Origin of the sequence: Lonepinella koalarum (assembly GCF_004565475.1) — a bacterium.
Taxonomy (GTDB): Bacteria; Pseudomonadota; Gammaproteobacteria; order Enterobacterales; family Pasteurellaceae; genus Lonepinella; species Lonepinella koalarum.
Genome location: NZ_SRHX01000002.1, coordinates 193,725 through 212,134, shown reverse-complemented (window position 1 = coordinate 212,134; position 18,410 = coordinate 193,725). Strand labels below are relative to the sequence as shown.

Sequence of the window (18,410 nt, the reverse complement as noted above, 5' to 3'; positions counted from 1 at the left end):
ATAATAAAAAATTTACTAAGGATCAGTAATGAATAAAAACACCTTTATCGTCGGCTTTATGCTTTTTGCCATCTTTTTTGGCGCCGGCAATTTAATTTTCCCACCTAAATTAGGATTAGAAAGTGGGGAACATATTTGGCTTAGTGCATTAGGTTTCATCGTCACTGGCGTAGGCTTACCGTTGTTAGGAATTATCGTTAGTGCATTCTATTCTGGTGGTTATAGCAAAGCCCTAAAACAAATCCATCCTTGGTTTTCCTTATTCTTTTTAAGTGCGATTTACCTCAGTATTGGTCCGTTTTTAGCTATTCCACGTACTGCCGCAACATCCTTTGAAATTGCACTCCAACCCTTTTTACAAGGTGAAACAGAAATCCCACAGCTAATTTTCACCTCACTATTCTTTATTTTATCTTTATGGTTAGCGCTAAGCCCATCCAAAATGGTAGCGCGAGTGGGTTCCATTCTAACACCAGCTTTACTTATTTCAATCGCTGCCTTAGTGATTAAAGTGTTTTTTGCTTTATCCGATGTTGACTATGTCTCCGCCACTACTACTGAATCCATGTTTTTTAAAGGTTTTGTATCAGGCTATTTAACCATGGATGCGTTAGCATCTGTGGCTTTTTCAGTCATCGTTATCTCAGCGATTCAATCAAAGGGCGTCAACCAAAAACAACTGGTACAACAAACTATCTATGCGGGAATCATCGCAGCAGGAGCGTTAGCATTAATTTATCTTTCATTAGCTTGGATCGGTAGTAAATCCCATTTGAGTGAACAAGCCTTAGCTTATGTACAAGAAAGAAACCTAGATATGGGAACTTATCTACTGAACGATATTGCACAACAAACCTTTGGTGAGCTTGGTCGCATGATTTTAGGTATTATTGTCACTTTGGCTTGTTTAACTACATCGATTGGCTTAATTGTATCGGTAAGCGAATATTTTTATGAAATTTACCATAAAATTTCGTATAAAATTTATGCATTATTTTTTACTGTCATTAGCTTTATTATTGCCAATCAAGGACTCAGTACAGTACTTAGTAAATCGGTTCCTGTATTATTAGTATTATATCCGATTGCTATCACCGTAATTTTGCTCATGTTCATCAATATTTTCATTAACTTGCCATTACTTGCTCAACGTCTATCTATTGGATTAGTCTCCATTATTTCTTTATGCTCCGTATTAGGGGTAAATTTTACCGCGCAATTACCATTAAAAGCCTATTCTATGGAATGGGTTATCTTTTCTATTATCGGATTAATATTTGGATATTTTCTGGATATAATTGTTAGAAAAAGAGCATAACATACAAAAATATTGATACTCCATAAAAGTAGGTTAAAGATAATTACTATAAGACGTTAACTTACTTTTATCTAGGATTCTGATTAGCCGAATTCCAACTCTACCGAACTCTGCCCTAACATTTCCACCAATGCCATCAATAAATCATCCGTCGGTTTTATGCACCATTGCACACCTAATTTCAACAGCACTCGACCTTGTGGACTATCGTAATACACATGAACAGGAATTGTCCCACCACTATAAGGCTCAAGTATGCTTTTAAATTGCTTCACAAATTGTGGTGTAATTTGTGCTTGTTTTAAAATAATAGCTAGACTTTTTACATAACGACTACGGGCTTCATCAAGGGTCATCAGCTCACGCACCGACATTCGTAATCCTTGGCTATATTCGTCTTCACTTACCTGTCCTGATACAATCACAATATTATCTTGTTGTAAATGATCTCCGTATTTTTCTAATGCATCAGAAAATAAGGTAATATCTAATTTACCTGAGCGATCATCAAGGGTAGCAATACCAAGTCGATTACCTTTTTTCGTCACTGCAAAACGAGAAGATATAATTAAACCACAAGCCGTACTCACCGCCCCACGTTGATTTGCTGGATTTGGCACTAAATCTTTTAAACGAAAACGACAATAATGGGACAGTTCTTTAAGGTAACGGCTAATCGGGTGGCTACTTAAATAAAGTCCTAAAGTCTCACGTTCACCATCTAAAATCTGTTTTTCCGTCCAAGGTGGTGTATTAGCATATTTGCGTTCCACATCTTCATGGCTTTCGGTTAATACACCAAACATATCCACTTGTCCAATTTCTTCATCTTTGGCAAATTGATTCGATGATTGCAGCGCATCTTCTAAATTTTTGGCAAGTGCCGCTCGGTGAGGTCCTAATTTATCGAATGCACCGGACTTAATCAGGCTTTCAAAGGTACGGCGATTAACTTGTTTGAGATCCACTCTGGCACATAAATCAAATAAATCTTTGAAAATACCGCCTTTTTCTCGAGCTAAAACTAAGGCTTCAATCGGTGCTTCGCCTACCCCTTTAATCGCCCCAATACCATAGACAATTTCGCCCTGTTCATTGACACTAAAATGATATTTACCGGTGTTAATATCTGGCGGTGTGACTTTTAACCCCATACGCAAACATTCATCATACAACCCCACGATTTTATCGGTATTATCCATTTCTGAGGTCATCACCGCCGCCATAAACTCGGCTGGGAAATGAGCTTTCAACCATAAGGTTTGATAGGACACCAATGCATAGGCTGCTGAGTGCGATTTATTAAACCCATAGCCGGCAAATTTTTCCACCAAGTCGAAAATCTTCATCGCCAACTCGCCATCTACGCCGTTTTTAATCGCCCCAGCTTCAAACACCGAACGCTGTTTTGCCATTTCTTCGGGCTTTTTCTTCCCCATGGCTCGGCGTAATAAATCTGCACCACCCAGCGTATAACCTGCCAAGGCTTGTGCGATTTGCATCACCTGTTCTTGATACACAATCACGCCGTAAGTGGGTTCTAAAATCGGTTTAAGGCAATCGTGTTGATATTGCGAATCTGGATAAGACACTTCTTCTCGCCCATGTTTACGGTCAATAAAGTTTTGCACCATGCCTGATTCCAACGGACCCGGACGGAACAATGCCACCAACGCAATAATATCTTCAAAACAGTCAGGTTGCAGGCGTTTAATCAAATCTTTCATGCCACGCGATTCTAACTGGAACACCGCCGTGGTTTCCGCCGCCAACAAAATTTTAAATGCATCAGGATCATCAAGTGGAATACTTTCAATGCGGACTGGCGGTTTATTCTCTTTTGCCATCCGGGCATTAATCATATCCAACGCCCATTTAATAATGGTCAATGTCCGCAAGCCTAAAAAGTCGAATTTCACCAGGCCCGCATATTCCACATCATTTTTATCAAAATGGGTGACGGGATGCAACCCCTCACTGTCACAATATAGAGGCGAAAAATCTGTAATTAGCGTTGGTGAAATAACCACACCACCTGCGTGCTTACCTGCATTTCGGGTCACTCCCTCGAGCTTGCGAGCCATATCAATTAACGCTTTAACTTCTTCATCGGCTTCATAAATCTCAGCTAATTTAGGTTCCGCTTCAAAGGCTTTGGCTAAGGTCATACCGGGATCGGGTGGCACTAATTTGGAAATCCGATCCACGAAACCGTAAGGGTGCCCCAACACACGCCCCACATCACGGATTACCGCTTTTGCCGCCATCGTACCAAAGGTAATAATCTGCGACACCGCCCCACGTCCATACATTTCTGCCACATGATCAATCACCCGATCTCGCCCGTCCATACAAAAATCCACGTCAAAGTCAGGCATTGACACCCGTTCAGGATTTAAAAAACGTTCAAATAGTAAATCAAAGGCGAGCGGATCCAAATCGGTGATTTTTAATGCATACGCCACTAAGGATCCTGCCCCAGAGCCACGCCCCGGTCCAACTGGAATACCGTTATCTTTCGACCATTGAATAAATTCCATCACGATCAAGAAATAGCCCGGGAAACCCATTTGGTTAATTACATCCAGTTCCACCTGCAAGCGTTCATCATATTGCGGACGTTTTTCCAACCGCACTTTTTCATCAGAAAACAAAAACGCCAGCCGTTCTTCCAATCCCTCTTTGGCTTTTTTCACCAAAAAATCTTCGGTGCTGAGATTACCTGTGGGAAACTGCGGTAAAAAATATTCGCCTAATCGAATCGTCACATTACAGCGTTGAGCAATTAATAAGGTATTTTCTAAGGCAGATGGAATATCCGCAAACAACTCGCACATTTCCTGTTCAGAACGAAAATATTGTTGATTAGTATAAAGTTTTGGGCGTTTCGGATCGTCCAAGGTATAACCGTCATGAATCGCTACCCGAATTTCGTGCGCTTCAAAATCATCTGCTTTTAAAAAGCACACATCATTTACGGCAACCACGGGCAACTGATATTGCCGAGCTAAATCTAATGCAGCACGAATATAGCGTTCTTCTTCATTATGCCCTGTGCGAGCCAGACTTAAATAAAAATGGTTCGGAAAAAATTGTTGATAAAATTTCACCGCACTTTCCACATCGGCTTGATTATCTTTCAATAATTTCAAGCCAATATCACCCTTGCGACCACCCGACAGCACAATCACACCGTCATTATGTTCGGTCAACCATGCTTGATCAATATAAGGCAAATCATCATAACCACGCTGATAAGCCTTTGATAATAAAAGGGTAATATTTTTATAGCCATCATTATTTTTAGCTAGCAAAGTTAATTCAAAGTATTCATCACCACAAAGCTCACTTTTCACCAACACATCCGCCCCAATAATCGGCTTAATCCCCACGCCTAAAGCCTCGCCATAAAATTTCACCAATCCACAAAAATTAGCAAAATCCGTCAACGCCATTGCCACCATATTTTCAGCAACACAGGCTTTCACCAAAGGTTTCACTTTGGCAATGCCGTCAATCATCGAAAAATCACTATGGGTACGCAGATGAACAAAACGTGGCTCAGAACATGGGGTTGACATGGGTTATCCTTGTAATGATAAAAGTGCGGTCTATTTTACGTTAATTTTTGGGAAAATAAAAATACCGAGCGACAAATTAATCGCGTTATCTTGCACCTGCTAACCTTGTTTTTTGTTCTTTTAGTCTGTCTAATGCATTGATAAAATTGTTTTAGTTTTTTCTCGTTCTTTATCATAAAGATTATCAATGAATTGCTCCATGTATTCCCAGTCAGGAACATCATTTTTTACAGGGAGTTTAATTTTTTCTTTTCTAATGGAAGCAGAACTTCCCATATCATTATATTGATAAAATCTACTTAATGTTTTACCAATAACGGCACTAATAAATAACCCATTCTTTTCATTGAGCTTTTCGTTATATAACAAAATAATTGAACTGCCACCACCTCCTCGACCTAGAAAATCAATAGCTTGATAAAAACAACTACCATCAACAGGGCTAATAGTAATGCAGTTACCCTTGTCCAATATTTCATTATCCATAGGCGTCACAAATTTATCTATACCATTATTAAAATTTCCTGATGATACAAAAGGAATAGAGCCAGTTTCGTACTGCTTAATTGTTCGACTTACAGGTCTTTTAATGTTGAACAATTCATCAATAGAATATTCTCTCCAACTTGCTGAATCTACTTTTTGCACTAGGGTATTTTTTATATAACAATCAATATAATACTGACTGTCTCTCTCTTTTACATAAATATTGTCAATAAAATTTTCCATATACTCCCAGTCTGGAATATCATTTCTAATTGGAAGTCGTATAGATAAGGTCGGCAAAACCGTACTAGAAAGCTGATCGTCATAAGCAAAAGAATATAAATGTTTTTTAATAACGCCAATTAAAAACAATGCAATATTAGCGTTTAATTCTTTATTTCTTAATTTTAAACAATGTACTTTCATATCAAGACTGGCTTTATATGGATGATAGAAAATCGTACCCAAAAATGAAATAGATATAAAATTCTCAAAAACTCTATAATTAGGCTCACTCATCTCTTTGTAGTGACCAATAATACCATTATTCACACCTGTCACTGTGATCCTTGGTAAACCACCATTTTCTTGTTCTATTAATGATACTTTTGGAATAGATGCACCTGTTGGTACCTGTATTTTATTTTTGGTAGATTCTGTAATAAACAATTCACTAATAGTAAAAGATTGCCATTGAGAAACATTTAATTTATTCATCATTTCCCCTTTGTAAATCTAAAACTAACTTATCATCACTAATTTCAGCTTGATATAAAACTCTATTGAGCAACTTATCATTAAATTCTTTAACATCAATTTTATTTTCAAAAAATATATAATCTAAAATCACCTTTTTAAAATCTTCTTCATAAATTTCAAATTCTTGCTGTGGTTTTTGGTAAGACAAATGTTCTTTTGGATCAAGCCATTGATGTGTTTGATACTGTTCGTCAACCTTTCTTGTCACTACATCTAGCCAGTAACGTTCAATATCCGACCAACGGTTTTTAATGTCGTGACGACCTTGATTTTTGACTCGTTCCAAACCGTCATCTTCCATGTAGCAAGCAAATACTTTTTTATCCTTTTGTGGCTTACCTGCTTCAAATACAAAAATACTCGTGGTAATCCCCGCATCAAAAAGATTTTCAGGGAGCTTAATAATCATTTCTAATGTGTGTTTTTTTAACAGACTGTGCATTTTATCTTTTTCTAGTTTTTTATCAGGTAAGATAAATGCACATTTTGTACCAACAGAAACATTGTTTAGTACATTTTCCACAATTTTTTTACAGCCATATTTTCGCTCATAAGGGGGATTCATCAATACTTTGGTAATCGGTTTGGATTTTATCCATTCACAGGCTTTGGCTTCTCTTGTGTCTAAGTGTTCTAGGTTGGTTTTACCATCTTTGTGAATAAGCATATTGGCACAGGCAAGGGCAAAAATTTCACGATCAAACTCAATACCAAATAGTTTATTTTGTTTAATATTTTCTGCTTCTTTGGTATTGTTTCCGCCTACTTCTTGAAGCATATTTGCCATTGTTTTGACCAAAAAAGAACCACTACCACAAGTGGCATCTAATACATTATCTGCATAACTTACCTCTAACAAATCATACATAAAAGATGAGATATGCTCTGGCGTAAATACTTGTCCACTTTCAGATTTCTTTTTATAACGATTAAATTCGTTAAAGAAAATCCCCATCACATCTTCTCCATTCCAGTTATCAGAATTAACCGAGTGAGAAATGCCAATGATGCCATCAATAAATTCATTAATATCATCTTGATTCTCAACAACATTCATTCTAATTTCACTGTAAACCTCTAACAAAATATCAATTTTTAAATTCTGTTGTCTGTGTTCTTCTAGTGACTTGGCAAGAGTATCATATATTTTATTTCTAAATGGTCTAAACCCATTATTCTTGATGGCTTCTAAATTACCTCCAAAGCGTTCTACTACCAATGCTGAAGCAGTAAAAATCATACGGTGATATAAATTTTTGATGCCGAATTTAAAATGTAAGAGATCATTAATTCTTTTGGTTAAAGAATATATTTTGTTCTTATCAATATTATTATCCTTAAATAAATCCAGATAATATTGTTTAGGTTGTAGTGTTTTTGCTGTCTTAATTAATTGTTTATTTTTATAAATAGCAATATCTTGACCATTATATAAAATACCAATCGTCTTATTATATTTTGAACTGATAATATCAATATTTTTAAATAGTTCATCAATAAATTCTTGTTTGGCAATATCCTTATCTTCGGATTTTGTTTCAAGAATAATGGCAACATCAAATGTACTATCGGGTAAATACCAACCATCAGGTTTATCGTTAAATCCTTTAAAACCTAATTGGTTAAATGTAGTAATTTGCCCAGTACCTTGCTGGACATTCTTTTCTTTCTTATCAAATTGTAAGATGATTTTTGCACTATCTCTTACTTCGTCCTCAGTTTTAAAAATTGACACTCTAGATCTCCAAATTTATACAAGAATTACAAGATATTTACTTAGTTAACTTATTGTTATGTAGTTTTGATTTATATTTTTTATTCCTAACGATATTGCATTACTGATTGGCAAGCCTTTATCACGCATCACCATATCAATCATGGCATTGACTTCTGGTGGGCGAGTAAACACTTCATCGTAATTGGTGACACATTGGCGAGATTTGATTTGTTGGGTTATTTTGAATGTAACTTTCAAAGAAACCAATGAAATTTTAAATGAAACTATAATAATAGTTAAGCAACTTTTGATCAAGTTTCATTTTGCTTTAAGATCGTTCGTAAAGTGGATTTTATGAATGAGAATGAAAAATTTACCCAAAAATTAACCGCACTTTTAATTGAAAAGGGCTATGAACCGAAACCATCCGTATTGGAACGTGAATTTAATTTGCGTTACTATGGTACTCCTTTGACTCAACAAGCCGTTGGCAAATGGCTCAAGGGAAAATCAATTCCGCATAGCGATAAACTTTGCACGCTTGCAGAATGGTTGGGCGTGGAATTAACGAATTTAGTATCAGAAGAAAGAGCCTATCAGGCTCAAAAAGCCAAGAAAAAGAAAGAGAATAAAGCCAACTTAAGTCAAGCTATCTCAAACTATTATGATGAAGATTATTTATTCCGCCTTTTTCTCAATCTTCCGCAAGAACAAAAAAAAGCCGTACGTGAAGTGATTATGGCTATGCACAAAGCCTATCGGGCAAAGTAAAGCGATCTATTTAGCTCTAATTTTAGTAAAAATTTTTGCACTGCTTGAAAAACCTATGCAACAGGGATTATAATGTAATCACTTTATGTAATTACATTCTTGAATAATTATTAAGGAATAAGTTATGCCGACTATCCAAACAAAGCCTTTTGTTGCTGGTAATAGCCAAGCGATTCGGTTACCCAAAGACTTCGCTTATCCTGACAATACGCCGTTAATTTTAACTAAACACAACGGTGTTATCACGATACGCCCCGTAGAAAATTTATCTACTGTACCTGAAATTTTTGCTCAAATTGGGAAACAAATGGGTGAATTTGAACGCATCGAATTAGACGAGACGGAGCGAAATTGGTAATGAAATATTTACTTGATACCAATATCTGCATTTATTTGCTCAAACATCAACCCCAGTCAGTTATTGATAAATTTACTGCTTGTAAGGTGGGCGATGTCGGGATTAGTAGTATCACGTGGGCGGAACTGTTGCGTGGTTGCGATGTATATCAACCCAAATCTGTTTTTGATAAGTTACGAGCTTTAGTGCCAGTGGTCGATTTTGATGAAAAAGCCGCAGTATGTTTTGCTCAAATCCTTAAAGATTATCCACATAAACCCAAATTTGACACGTTGATTGCTGCTCATGCCAAAAGCCTTAATATCGTTTTGGTTAGTAATAATACCCAAGATTTTGAACACTTTAATGTGAAATTAGAAAATTGGATCACCATGAATTAAAATCCGTATTCCATCTCCATTTTTCTTAGAGTGAAATAAAATAGCCTAATAAATAGGCTATTTTTTGTATTTTCAAGAAAAGTAGATCGAAGAACTAATCTTCCCCCCAAACTTCTCTCGCTATCTCTTCCACGTGTCGCACTTTCGCCCATTGCTGTGCTTCGGTCATCACGTTACCTTCTTCAGTGGATGCAAAACCACATTGTGGGCTTAAGCAAAGTTGCTCCAACGGCACATATTTAGCGGCTTCCGCAATGCGAGCTTTGATTTGATCTTTATCTTCTAATTCAGGGAATTTTGAGCTAATCAAACCCAACACCACACGCCCTTTATTGCCCGCAAAGTGTTTTAACGGCTCAAAACCGCCAGAACGCTCATCATCATATTCTAAGAAATAACCGTCATAATTAGTTTGAGCGAATAAACCATCTGCAATCGGATCGTAAGCTCCGGTTAATAAATAAGATGATTTATAGTTACCCCGACAAACATGCGTAGTAATTGCCATATCCGCTGGTTTATCGGCAAGAATGGCTTGAATATTTGCCACCGCTTGGGCTTTATCCGCCGCAAAAGTCGGTTGATCATGGTTATTACACAGCGATCCCCAATACACATCATCAATTTGCAAATAACGACAACCCAGATCATAAAAGGCTTGAATGGCTTGTTTATACGCCTGTTGCACGTCTTTGGCAAATTCTTCACGATTGGCATAAACGCCGTGATCCCACTGAGCTGGATACATTAATTGATTCGGGCTAGGAATAGTAAATTTTGCCACCGCACGACCACCTACAATGGCATTGAATTTTTTGAAGTGTTCTAAGAACGGGTGATTTTCATTCCACGCCACCTTACCACAACAACGAGTATTATAAGGTCGCACTTCCACCCCTTTGAAAGCATAGGCTTTTTCTGGCACATAACCTTCAATGCCATTTAGATTTTCTAAGAAATCAATATGCCACCAAGAACGGTGATATTCGCCGTCCGTGACCACTTGAATCCCTGCATCTAATTGTGCTTGCACAAGTTTTTTCACCTCCTGTTCAACGATGTCATTACGCTGTTCAAGGGAAATTTTACCCGCTTTAAAATCGGCATGAGCTTGTTTCCACGCATCTGAGCGTAAATAAGAACCAACGGTGTCGGCGTGCAATGGTAAGGTTTTGTTTTTCATAATCTGTCCTTTTTCATGGTAATAAATTTAGTTTCATTATTTGTTTATATTCATCAAGTGTTTTTATATGATCTAGAAATAAATTATGTAATATCTCATCTTTTTGATTATTTAGCTGATAATGATAAAACCATTGGTAATAATTTATACCCTGTTGTTTAAATTTATTCATTGCATTTTCCACATTGAGAATAAATCCATTCTTTTCTGCTAACTGACGTATAAACTCATTTTGTGTTCTGCCATTCCCCTCTCTAAAAGCGTGAATATCATTAATAAACATCACATAACTCTTTAGCAAAAACCAGTTTATCTTTAATGCCTGAAAGATAATTTTTTGATTTGATATAATGATTGAAATGAGCGATGTGATAAGGCAGTTCTGTGTAGTCAAGGAACATTGAATTTTTATTACCTTGATAATACACTTCACCCTGAATCGTTTTTCCCATATTGGCTTGTCTTAGTTCACCAGCAAAAGGGTAAATATTACCAAATAATGCCTGATGAATAGCTATAATATGTTCAAAGTCATAAGTTTTATTGACATTAATCGCTTTAGCATAATTTAACAAAACTAGCCGTTGTTCATAAGCTCTTAATTTTTTACTATTAGTAATATTTAGGAAATTTCTTAATACTTTTGTACCGGGAATATAATATTGATTAAAACGTTCTTCATTATCATCACCTATATTTTTAAAGGATAAATAACAATCATTCATAGTATTCCCGCTTTAACTAAATGATGATATGCTATTTGCTTATTATTCACTGCGACGAAATCAACTTCCGACAGACCATCTGCTCGTTGCATATTATTAAATGCAGTTTCACTATCCACCTTATTTAATATCGCATAAATGGCATAATTTTTCTCATCTTCGGAATAGTGACATTGCTCATACATACCAAATAAAATACCTGCCAGTTGCGTACGATACAAATAATCTTTTTCTTCAGTAGTCAAACTATTCTCAACACTGGTATTTTGCATATAAGAATAATACGGACTATTTTTGTTTAATTCATAATATTTCATCTGTAATCCTTACTGTTTAATGACCGTTTAAGTTTCAAATATTATACCTTAAATTCACATAAATCACACGACTAACTTTCCGCAATAGCCCTAGCACAAGCATAAGCCGAACTCCACGCCCATTGGAAATTATAACCACCAAGCCAGCCTGTGACGTCCAACACTTCGCCGATAAAATATAGACCTAGCACATTATTTGCTTGCATGGTTTTAGATGAAATATATTGCGTATCCACCCCACCTAACGTTACTTCTGCCGTGCGATAACCTTCCGTGCCGTTGGGTTGAAATTGCCATTGATGAATCAGTAAATCAAGTATTTGCAAATCGGCTTTGCTTATTTGAGCGAGGGCTTTATTGCCGATAGCCAAGCGTTGATATTCAATCCATAAATCCACTAACCGCTTAGGCAATAGCTGACTTAAGACTGTTTTTAACAGCATATTTGGCGAAGTTGCTTTAAGTTCCATAATAAAATCAACAATAGACTGGTTTGGTAATAAATCAATCCTGATGCTTTCATTTGGTTGCCAATAATTAGAAATTTGCAAAATAGCAGGTCCCGATAGTCCTCGATGGGTAAATAGCATATCGCCCCGAAACGCTTGATTGCCAAAACCCACATTCACATCAAGCGAAATACCCGAAAGTGCGGTGAAAATTTTGTCATTTTCTAGGTAAGTAAAAGGCACAAGGCTGGCTCTTGGCGGAATGATGGGAATGGCAAATTGTTCAGCAACTTTATAACCAAAAGGTGATGCCCCTAAGGCTGGCATGGAAAGCCCACCTGTGGCAATCACTAAATTTTGGCACGCCCAATCTGCGCCGTTAGCACGCACTTTAAAACGAACTCTTGAATCATTTTCAACTCGTTCTACCCCATCTATTTGCTGGCGTAACTGGATATTGACGTTACCCTTTTTACATTGATCTTCGAGTAAATCGACAATATCTTGTGCCGAATTATCACAAAAAAGCTGTCCGTCAGCTTTTTCATGATAGGCAATGCCATATTCATTGACTAAACTAATAAAATCCCATTGAGTGAATCTTGCCAAAGCAGATTTCACAAAATGGGGATTTTGCGAAAGATAATGGCTTGGTCGAACATCAAGGTTGGTAAAATTACAAAATCCACCTCCCGACATCAAAATCTTGCGCCCAGTTTTTTTACCACTGTCTAAAATTGTCACATTTTGACCGCACTTCTTCGCAAGTTCAGCCGCACAAAACAGCCCAGCAGCACCGGCACCGATAACAATAGTTCTACTATAATGATTCATTAAATATTTATTTAAATTTTGTCTAGTTAAAATAGATATTACACGTTTTCCTACGAAAAAATGCTAAAAATCACATTTTTCCAAAGAAAAAAGTGTAAACAGATTATTTAATAACCTATTTTGTCTTTAATAACTTTTCCGCCATTTGCATACTCTCAATCGTTTTTCGCCGATCGACTTCGCTTCGTCCACTGTCTAACAAGCGTTGCCAATATTTTAGCGCATTCGCGTAATCGGTTTTCAAAAAAGCATCCGATGCCAATAGGGAAAGGCTAGCAGTTTCGTTGGGATCTTGTTGTAACGCTGTTTCAATCAACTGCTGGGTTTTAGGCGTGATTTTTTGCCCGGCTTGATAATAAAGGGCGGTAGCGGCTTGTCCTAAAATATTGGCTTTACTACCTACTAATTGCTCCGCATTGCCATAAGCAATTAACGCATTCTCAAATTCGTTATTTAACAGATAGGCTTGCCCGAGTTCAAACCAACGGTCGCTATCATTGGGATCTTGACGTAATTTTTGTTGAATGGAAATAATATAATCATCATTTTTACGATTCACTGTTGCGGTACTTAATTGATGTTGCTTTTGTTTGAAATCTTGTTTACCTTGTTGCACATCATTCAAGCGATCCAATGAAAAATAATAAGCTAACGGCAACGTAAATAGCACCAACCATAAAATGGGAGTAAAAATCGGCGAAAAATACACCGCACTGTTTACTTGAGAATCAGCTTGTTGTTGTAAAATTTGCTCATCTGCTAATAATCGTTGACTAAATTCATTGGTGAGTGCTGTGTTGGGATTTGATGCCATTTGTTGTTGATATAATTCAATATTTTTTTGTTGGCGGTAATTTCTGTGCCAATCTATTTTTCGTCCCAAAGGGACAAATAACAGTAAGCCAATTAAGGCAAAAATAGCAATACCAATCCATAAAAATGACAAATCTGTATTCATTGTTTTTTCTCTAATAACTGTTGTAAGACTTGCTGTTGTTTATCAGAAAGTACGGTGTTTTTGATCTGAATTTGGCTACGTTTTCGCACATAGTGAAACATTAACCCCATGCCTAAAATCAGTAATACTATCGGCGCCCCCCATAATAAGGCGGTCGTCCATTGTAATGGCGGTTTATACAACACAAAATTGCCAAAACGAGAGGTCATTACATCAATAATCTGCTGATCGGTTTTGCCATCATCCACCATTTTATACACTTCAAGGCGTAAATCGTACGCAATTGGTGAATTAGATTCCACCAGATTTTGATTTTGGCATTGTGGACAACGCAAGGATTTCGCCAATGCCACCGCTCGGGTGCGATCTTGCTGATTTTTAAACTGGAAAGTATCTACCATTTCGGCGCGAGCAAAACTGATAAGAAAAAGTAAAAATAGCATTAAATATCGCATCTTATTATTTCCATTTTTCTAATTCGGGCAAAATCACTTTTTGCATAATCTCATCATCAAATGCTCCTGAATGACGATAACGGATAATGCCGTGTTTATCCACAATGTAGGTTTCAGGGGCACCGTCCACACCTAATTGCATGGCTAATTTGCCCTGACTATCATTAATATTTAATACAAAAGGATTGCCAAATTTTCGTAAATATTCCACCGCACTTTGTGGCTTATCGCGGTAATTTAGCCCGACAATATTGATATTTTGTTCGGCTAAGGCTAAAAGATGTTTGTGTTCTAAACGACAAAAATAACACCAACTGCCCCACACATTGATTAAATAAGGTGCTTTTGGTAAATCCTTGTTGTTTAAAATACGATTATTATCATCTAGACTTGCTTGAAAAAATTCTGGCACCGGACGATCAATTAAAGCGGATGCAATTTTTTTTGGATCTTGTTGTAAGCCTTGAAATAACAACATGCAGATTGCTAACACAAGCAATAAGGGTATAAAAAATAAGATTTTTTTGTTGTTCATTTTGGCGTAATCCTAAAGCGTTCCCCACGCCATTAATAGTCAGTGAATACATGTAAACCAATTTTACACGGGATAGAAACAAAAGCAAAATTTACCTAACAAAAAAGCGTTCATTAACATCAAACATTATTGTTCAATAGTAAAGCCCGCCCCAATTTTGTATTTTGATATGAAATTTGGACGGATATTTTGAATAAGCTATTTAAAAAACTGCCAAAACGGCACGACTTCAATCATTTTATCCCCAACGATCAGCTTATCTTGCTGATCAAAGCTGATAATCACGCCTTGATCTAACTTGAAATAGCCCATCGCATCAAGCAACCCATTTTGCTCTCGCTCACGATTTTCGGCATTTAACTGCCAACAAACTTGAATAAGCAAAATAGGCTGACTATTCTTACACACTACAAAGTCACACTCTTTATTATTTTCATTGTAATAATAAATTTCTTTATATTGTCGGCGTAATTCCCAAAATACCGCATTTTCTAATTTTCTCCTTTTATCTTGGCTAAATGACGGTGAAATAGCTTGCTGTAATCCATTATCAATAAAATACACTTTTCTTGGATTAACCAACTGATTTTTATAGGAATACGAAAATTTAGGTACAAGCTGAATGAAATAGGCTTGTTCTAAATAATTTAAATATTCCTGTACCGTTGATGTGCTTTTTACTTCCAAACTTTGTTTTAATTTATTTGCAGAAATTAAATTACCGATATTGCCTGCCAAGAATAATGTTAAACGTTTCATTGAACGATCATCACGAATACCAAAACGCACTATAATATCGCGATAAAGAATATCATTAAGCAAGGTATTTAAAATCTCTTCATCGCGTAACTTTAAATATTGTGGAAATCCTCCTACCATTAAATATTCATCAAGTGCTTGGCTATTTAGGGCAAAATCTAAATATTCACAAAATTCCACAAAAGAGAATGGAAATAATTCTTTACTAATATATCGCCCAGTGAGTTTTGTGCCTAATTCTCGGCTTAACAAAGATGCATTTGAGCCAGTAACGACCACTTGATACCCCTGATCGAGCTTACCACGCACATACACTTCCCAACCTTCAACCACTTGAATTTCATCAAAATACAATGTAATTAAATCGGACTTTTCTTGAATAATCTCATCAAGCAATGCAAAATCATTAAACTCAAAATCAAATAGCTGTGGCGTGTCAAAATTCAAAAAAAGGTAATCATTTTTTGTATGTTTCGCAATCAACTGCATTAAAAGCGTACTTTTCCCACTGCGGCGAATACCCGATACTATCAATGCAAAATCAGGCAACTGACGAATTTGTGCCAACATTTTACGTGGATAACTCTCCAAGCCCTGTAACCGCTCGCTTTGACTTGCAATACATTCAAGCAAATCAGACTTTAAAATCATAGCCATTTCCCCAACTTTCCCAACAGTGTTTGATACCATCAAACAATAGTATTCATTAATAATGGAAACTATTTTAACTCAAATACGACATAGACGCAAAAAGTGTTCATTACTATCAAACACTATTGTTTGATAATAATGAACATTTTAATAATTTGTGCTTTCACAAAAGCTTAGAAAAAATCAGCTATTTTCTACCTCACTTTGCGTAAACCAACGGTGGCGAATAATGCCCCTAATGCCATTAATATACCACCAAACCAAAGCCAACGGATAAACGGTTTATAATGTAAGCGAAAAGTAAACTCACCATCAATACCGCTTTGTGACGTGAGTTTATCGCCCATTACAATATAAATATCACCTAAAAAACCCCACTCGATCCCTACCTCTGACATATTCATGGCACGGACATCATAATAACGGCGTTCGGGATAAAGTGCGGTGATTTTTTTACCGTTTTTTAACATCTCAAAATGGGCTTTTTCACTGGTGTAATTGGCTCCGATTTCGTTGCGAAAACCCAGATAATGAAATTCGTAACCATTGAGCATTTGGCTTTGCTTCGGGGCAAGTCGTACCCCTATTTCCGTCGCAAAATAACTGGACATCACTGCCCCAATCACCGCAACGGCGACGCCACTATGTGCGAAAATCATCCCTAAACGTTGTAGGCTGATATTTTTTCCAAGTAAAGATAAGGTAGATAACAATAACCACATTGCCAAACTCATTAATATAAAGGCGGTAAAATTAAAATTTAAGCTGTCATCTTGTGCGATCGTATATTCAATAAGAAGGTAGCCAATAATTAAAGAGGGCAAAAATAACAGCAGATATTTACCTAATTTAGTGCGGGAAAAACGCTGCCAATGTGTCGCTAACACCAGCACCATGCTGATCATTGCCAAAACAATTAACGGCAAGAAAATACTGTTAAAATAAGGGGAGCCAACGGAAATAGATCCCCAACCAAGTACGCTAAATAGTATCGGGTAAAATGTGCCAATAAACACGCTAACGGTGGCAATGGTTAACAGGATATTGAGTAAAAGCAATAAACTTTCTTTAGAAAAAAAGGAAAAATACACCGCACTTTGCTGTAATTTGGTTTTAAAAGCGAATAACGTGAGCGAGCTCATGGTGAGTAAGAAAAATAAAATTAATAGCACCGCGCCACGTTCGCCATCAATAGCAAAAGCATGCACAGAAGTCAGCACGCCTGAACGGACGATAAACGTACCTAATACACTGAATGCAAAGGTCAATAATGAAAATAAAATGCTCCAATAACTAAAAATGCCCCGTTGTTCGGTAATGGATAAACTATGTAATAAAGCGAGTCCTAATAACCATGGCATTAAGGACGCATTTTCCACGGGATCCCAAAACCACCAGCCTCCCCAGCCCAGTTCATAATATGCCCACCAAGATCCAAGCATAATACCGAGTGTTAAAAAAAGCCACGAAACCAATACCCACGGACGAATCCAACGTGCCATCGCAGCATCTAAATATCCGCTGATTAAAGCAGCAAGCATTAACGCAAAATTGACAGCAAAACCCACATAACCTAAATAAAGTAACGGTGGATGAAAAATCAAACCAATATCTTGTAACATCGGATTGAGATCTCGTCCTTCAGGAGGTAGGGGAAATTGGCGAATAAATGGATTGGAGAAATACACCACAAAAATCGCTAACCCCAAGAAAATTAACCCCAAAATGGCAAGGGTTCGACTGGCAATAATGGGGTCAATATGACGGCTAAAATAGGCAAATAACATCACCCATAAACTTAAGGCAAAAAGCCAAAATAGCATTGACCCCTCGTGTCCGCCCCACACTGCCACGAGTTTATAAAAAATTGGTAATTGCGTATTGGAATGGGCGACGACATAGCTTAGGGAAAAATCATCAACGGCGAAAGAATAGGCTAATACCCCCAGTGAAATACTGGTAAAAATGCCTAACAAGTAGCTTAAATTCCACGAACTGCGGATCAAAATAGCATGATTTTTGGCAATACCGATTTGCGGAAGTATCGCTAAAAGTAAAGATGTGAAAAAAGCCAATAATAAGGCGATAAAACCGAGTTCAGGAATCATATCATTTGTAGGTTAGAACCAAAATGTCGTTAATCAACGGGCGGATACATTGATCCGCCCCGACCA

The 18,410-nt window shown here is 36.9% G+C and carries 18 protein-coding genes; 4 read left to right on the top strand and 14 right to left on the bottom strand.

Annotated features, from left to right (window positions below):
* The first annotated feature begins 28 nt into the window (after positions 1 to 28).
* Positions 29 to 1,318, top strand: a complete 1,290-nt coding sequence (gene brnQ / locus E0709_RS03700; RefSeq protein WP_132301435.1) for a branched-chain amino acid transport system II carrier protein — start codon at positions 29 to 31, stop codon at positions 1,316 to 1,318.
* Between the two features lie 83 nt (positions 1,319 to 1,401).
* On the opposite strand, the gene dnaE is transcribed toward brnQ, so the two are convergent.
* The 4 genes from dnaE to E0709_RS12270 form a co-directional block, all read right to left on the bottom strand.
* Positions 1,402 to 4,899, bottom strand: a complete 3,498-nt coding sequence (gene dnaE / locus E0709_RS03695; protein ID WP_132301447.1) for a DNA polymerase III subunit alpha — start codon at positions 4,897 to 4,899, stop codon at positions 1,402 to 1,404.
* A 129-nt stretch (positions 4,900 to 5,028) separates the two neighbouring features.
* A complete protein-coding gene (locus tag E0709_RS03690; protein ID WP_165867211.1) occupies positions 5,029 to 6,102 on the bottom strand; it encodes a restriction endonuclease subunit S in 1,074 nt (357 codons plus the stop codon).
* Positions 6,095 to 7,879, bottom strand: coding sequence for an HsdM family class I SAM-dependent methyltransferase (locus tag E0709_RS03685; RefSeq protein WP_132301451.1), 1,785 nt, complete (start codon positions 7,877 to 7,879; stop codon positions 6,095 to 6,097). The genes E0709_RS03690 and E0709_RS03685 overlap by 8 nt, the downstream gene beginning before the upstream one ends.
* A gap of 45 nt (positions 7,880 to 7,924) precedes the next feature.
* Complete coding sequence (locus tag E0709_RS12270; RefSeq protein ID WP_132301453.1) at positions 7,925 to 8,119, bottom strand: hypothetical protein; 195 nt, start codon at positions 8,117 to 8,119, stop codon at positions 7,925 to 7,927.
* A 96-nt stretch (positions 8,120 to 8,215) separates the two neighbouring features.
* Between E0709_RS12270 and E0709_RS03680 the strand changes: the two genes are divergently transcribed.
* From E0709_RS03680 to E0709_RS03670, 3 genes are all read left to right on the top strand, one after another.
* Positions 8,216 to 8,632 carry a hypothetical protein gene (locus E0709_RS03680; RefSeq protein WP_132301455.1) on the top strand — a complete coding sequence of 139 codons (417 nt, stop codon included), beginning with the start codon at positions 8,216 to 8,218 and terminating at the stop codon, positions 8,630 to 8,632.
* 124 nt (positions 8,633 to 8,756) lie between these two features.
* Positions 8,757 to 8,990, top strand: coding sequence for an antitoxin (locus E0709_RS03675; RefSeq protein ID WP_132301457.1), 234 nt, complete (start codon positions 8,757 to 8,759; stop codon positions 8,988 to 8,990).
* On the top strand, positions 8,990 to 9,370 hold the full coding sequence (locus tag E0709_RS03670; protein WP_132301459.1) for a type II toxin-antitoxin system VapC family toxin: 381 nt from the start codon (positions 8,990 to 8,992) through the stop codon (positions 9,368 to 9,370). Before E0709_RS03675 ends, E0709_RS03670 begins: the two co-directional genes overlap by 1 nt.
* Positions 9,371 to 9,464: 94 nt before the next feature.
* On the opposite strand, the gene E0709_RS03665 is transcribed toward E0709_RS03670, so the two are convergent.
* The 10 genes from E0709_RS03665 to nrfE form a co-directional block, all read right to left on the bottom strand.
* A complete protein-coding gene (locus E0709_RS03665) occupies positions 9,465 to 10,553 on the bottom strand; it encodes a 5-methyltetrahydropteroyltriglutamate--homocysteine S-methyltransferase (protein WP_132301461.1) in 1,089 nt (362 codons plus the stop codon).
* A 13-nt stretch (positions 10,554 to 10,566) separates the two neighbouring features.
* Entirely contained in the window at positions 10,567 to 10,836 is a 270-nt protein-coding gene (locus E0709_RS03660; RefSeq protein ID WP_132301463.1) for a hypothetical protein, read from the bottom strand.
* Positions 10,826 to 11,278 carry a Fic family protein gene (locus tag E0709_RS03655; RefSeq protein ID WP_132301465.1) on the bottom strand — a complete coding sequence of 151 codons (453 nt, stop codon included), beginning with the start codon at positions 11,276 to 11,278 and terminating at the stop codon, positions 10,826 to 10,828. The genes E0709_RS03660 and E0709_RS03655 overlap by 11 nt, the downstream gene beginning before the upstream one ends.
* The gene (locus E0709_RS03650; protein ID WP_132301467.1) at positions 11,275 to 11,595 is read right to left on the bottom strand and encodes a hypothetical protein; all 321 of its coding nucleotides are present in this window, start codon (positions 11,593 to 11,595) and stop codon (positions 11,275 to 11,277) included. Before E0709_RS03650 ends, E0709_RS03655 begins: the two co-directional genes overlap by 4 nt.
* A gap of 71 nt (positions 11,596 to 11,666) precedes the next feature.
* On the bottom strand, positions 11,667 to 12,878 hold the full coding sequence (locus E0709_RS03645; RefSeq protein WP_132301469.1) for a BaiN/RdsA family NAD(P)/FAD-dependent oxidoreductase: 1,212 nt from the start codon (positions 12,876 to 12,878) through the stop codon (positions 11,667 to 11,669).
* A gap of 115 nt (positions 12,879 to 12,993) precedes the next feature.
* Positions 12,994 to 13,836, bottom strand: a complete 843-nt coding sequence (locus E0709_RS03640; protein WP_132301471.1) for a tetratricopeptide repeat protein — start codon at positions 13,834 to 13,836, stop codon at positions 12,994 to 12,996.
* Complete coding sequence (gene nrfF / locus E0709_RS03635) at positions 13,833 to 14,291, bottom strand: heme lyase NrfEFG subunit NrfF (protein ID WP_132301473.1); 459 nt, start codon at positions 14,289 to 14,291, stop codon at positions 13,833 to 13,835. Before nrfF ends, E0709_RS03640 begins: the two co-directional genes overlap by 4 nt.
* A 4-nt stretch (positions 14,292 to 14,295) precedes the next feature.
* A complete protein-coding gene (locus E0709_RS03630) occupies positions 14,296 to 14,826 on the bottom strand; it encodes a DsbE family thiol:disulfide interchange protein (protein WP_132301474.1) in 531 nt (176 codons plus the stop codon).
* A 198-nt stretch (positions 14,827 to 15,024) separates the two neighbouring features.
* A complete protein-coding gene (locus E0709_RS03625) occupies positions 15,025 to 16,242 on the bottom strand; it encodes an ATP-binding protein (protein ID WP_243640858.1) in 1,218 nt (405 codons plus the stop codon).
* A 188-nt stretch (positions 16,243 to 16,430) separates the two neighbouring features.
* Positions 16,431 to 18,344 carry a heme lyase NrfEFG subunit NrfE gene (gene nrfE, locus E0709_RS03620; protein WP_132301475.1) on the bottom strand — a complete coding sequence of 638 codons (1,914 nt, stop codon included), beginning with the start codon at positions 18,342 to 18,344 and terminating at the stop codon, positions 16,431 to 16,433.
* Positions 18,345 to 18,410 lie beyond the last annotated feature (66 nt).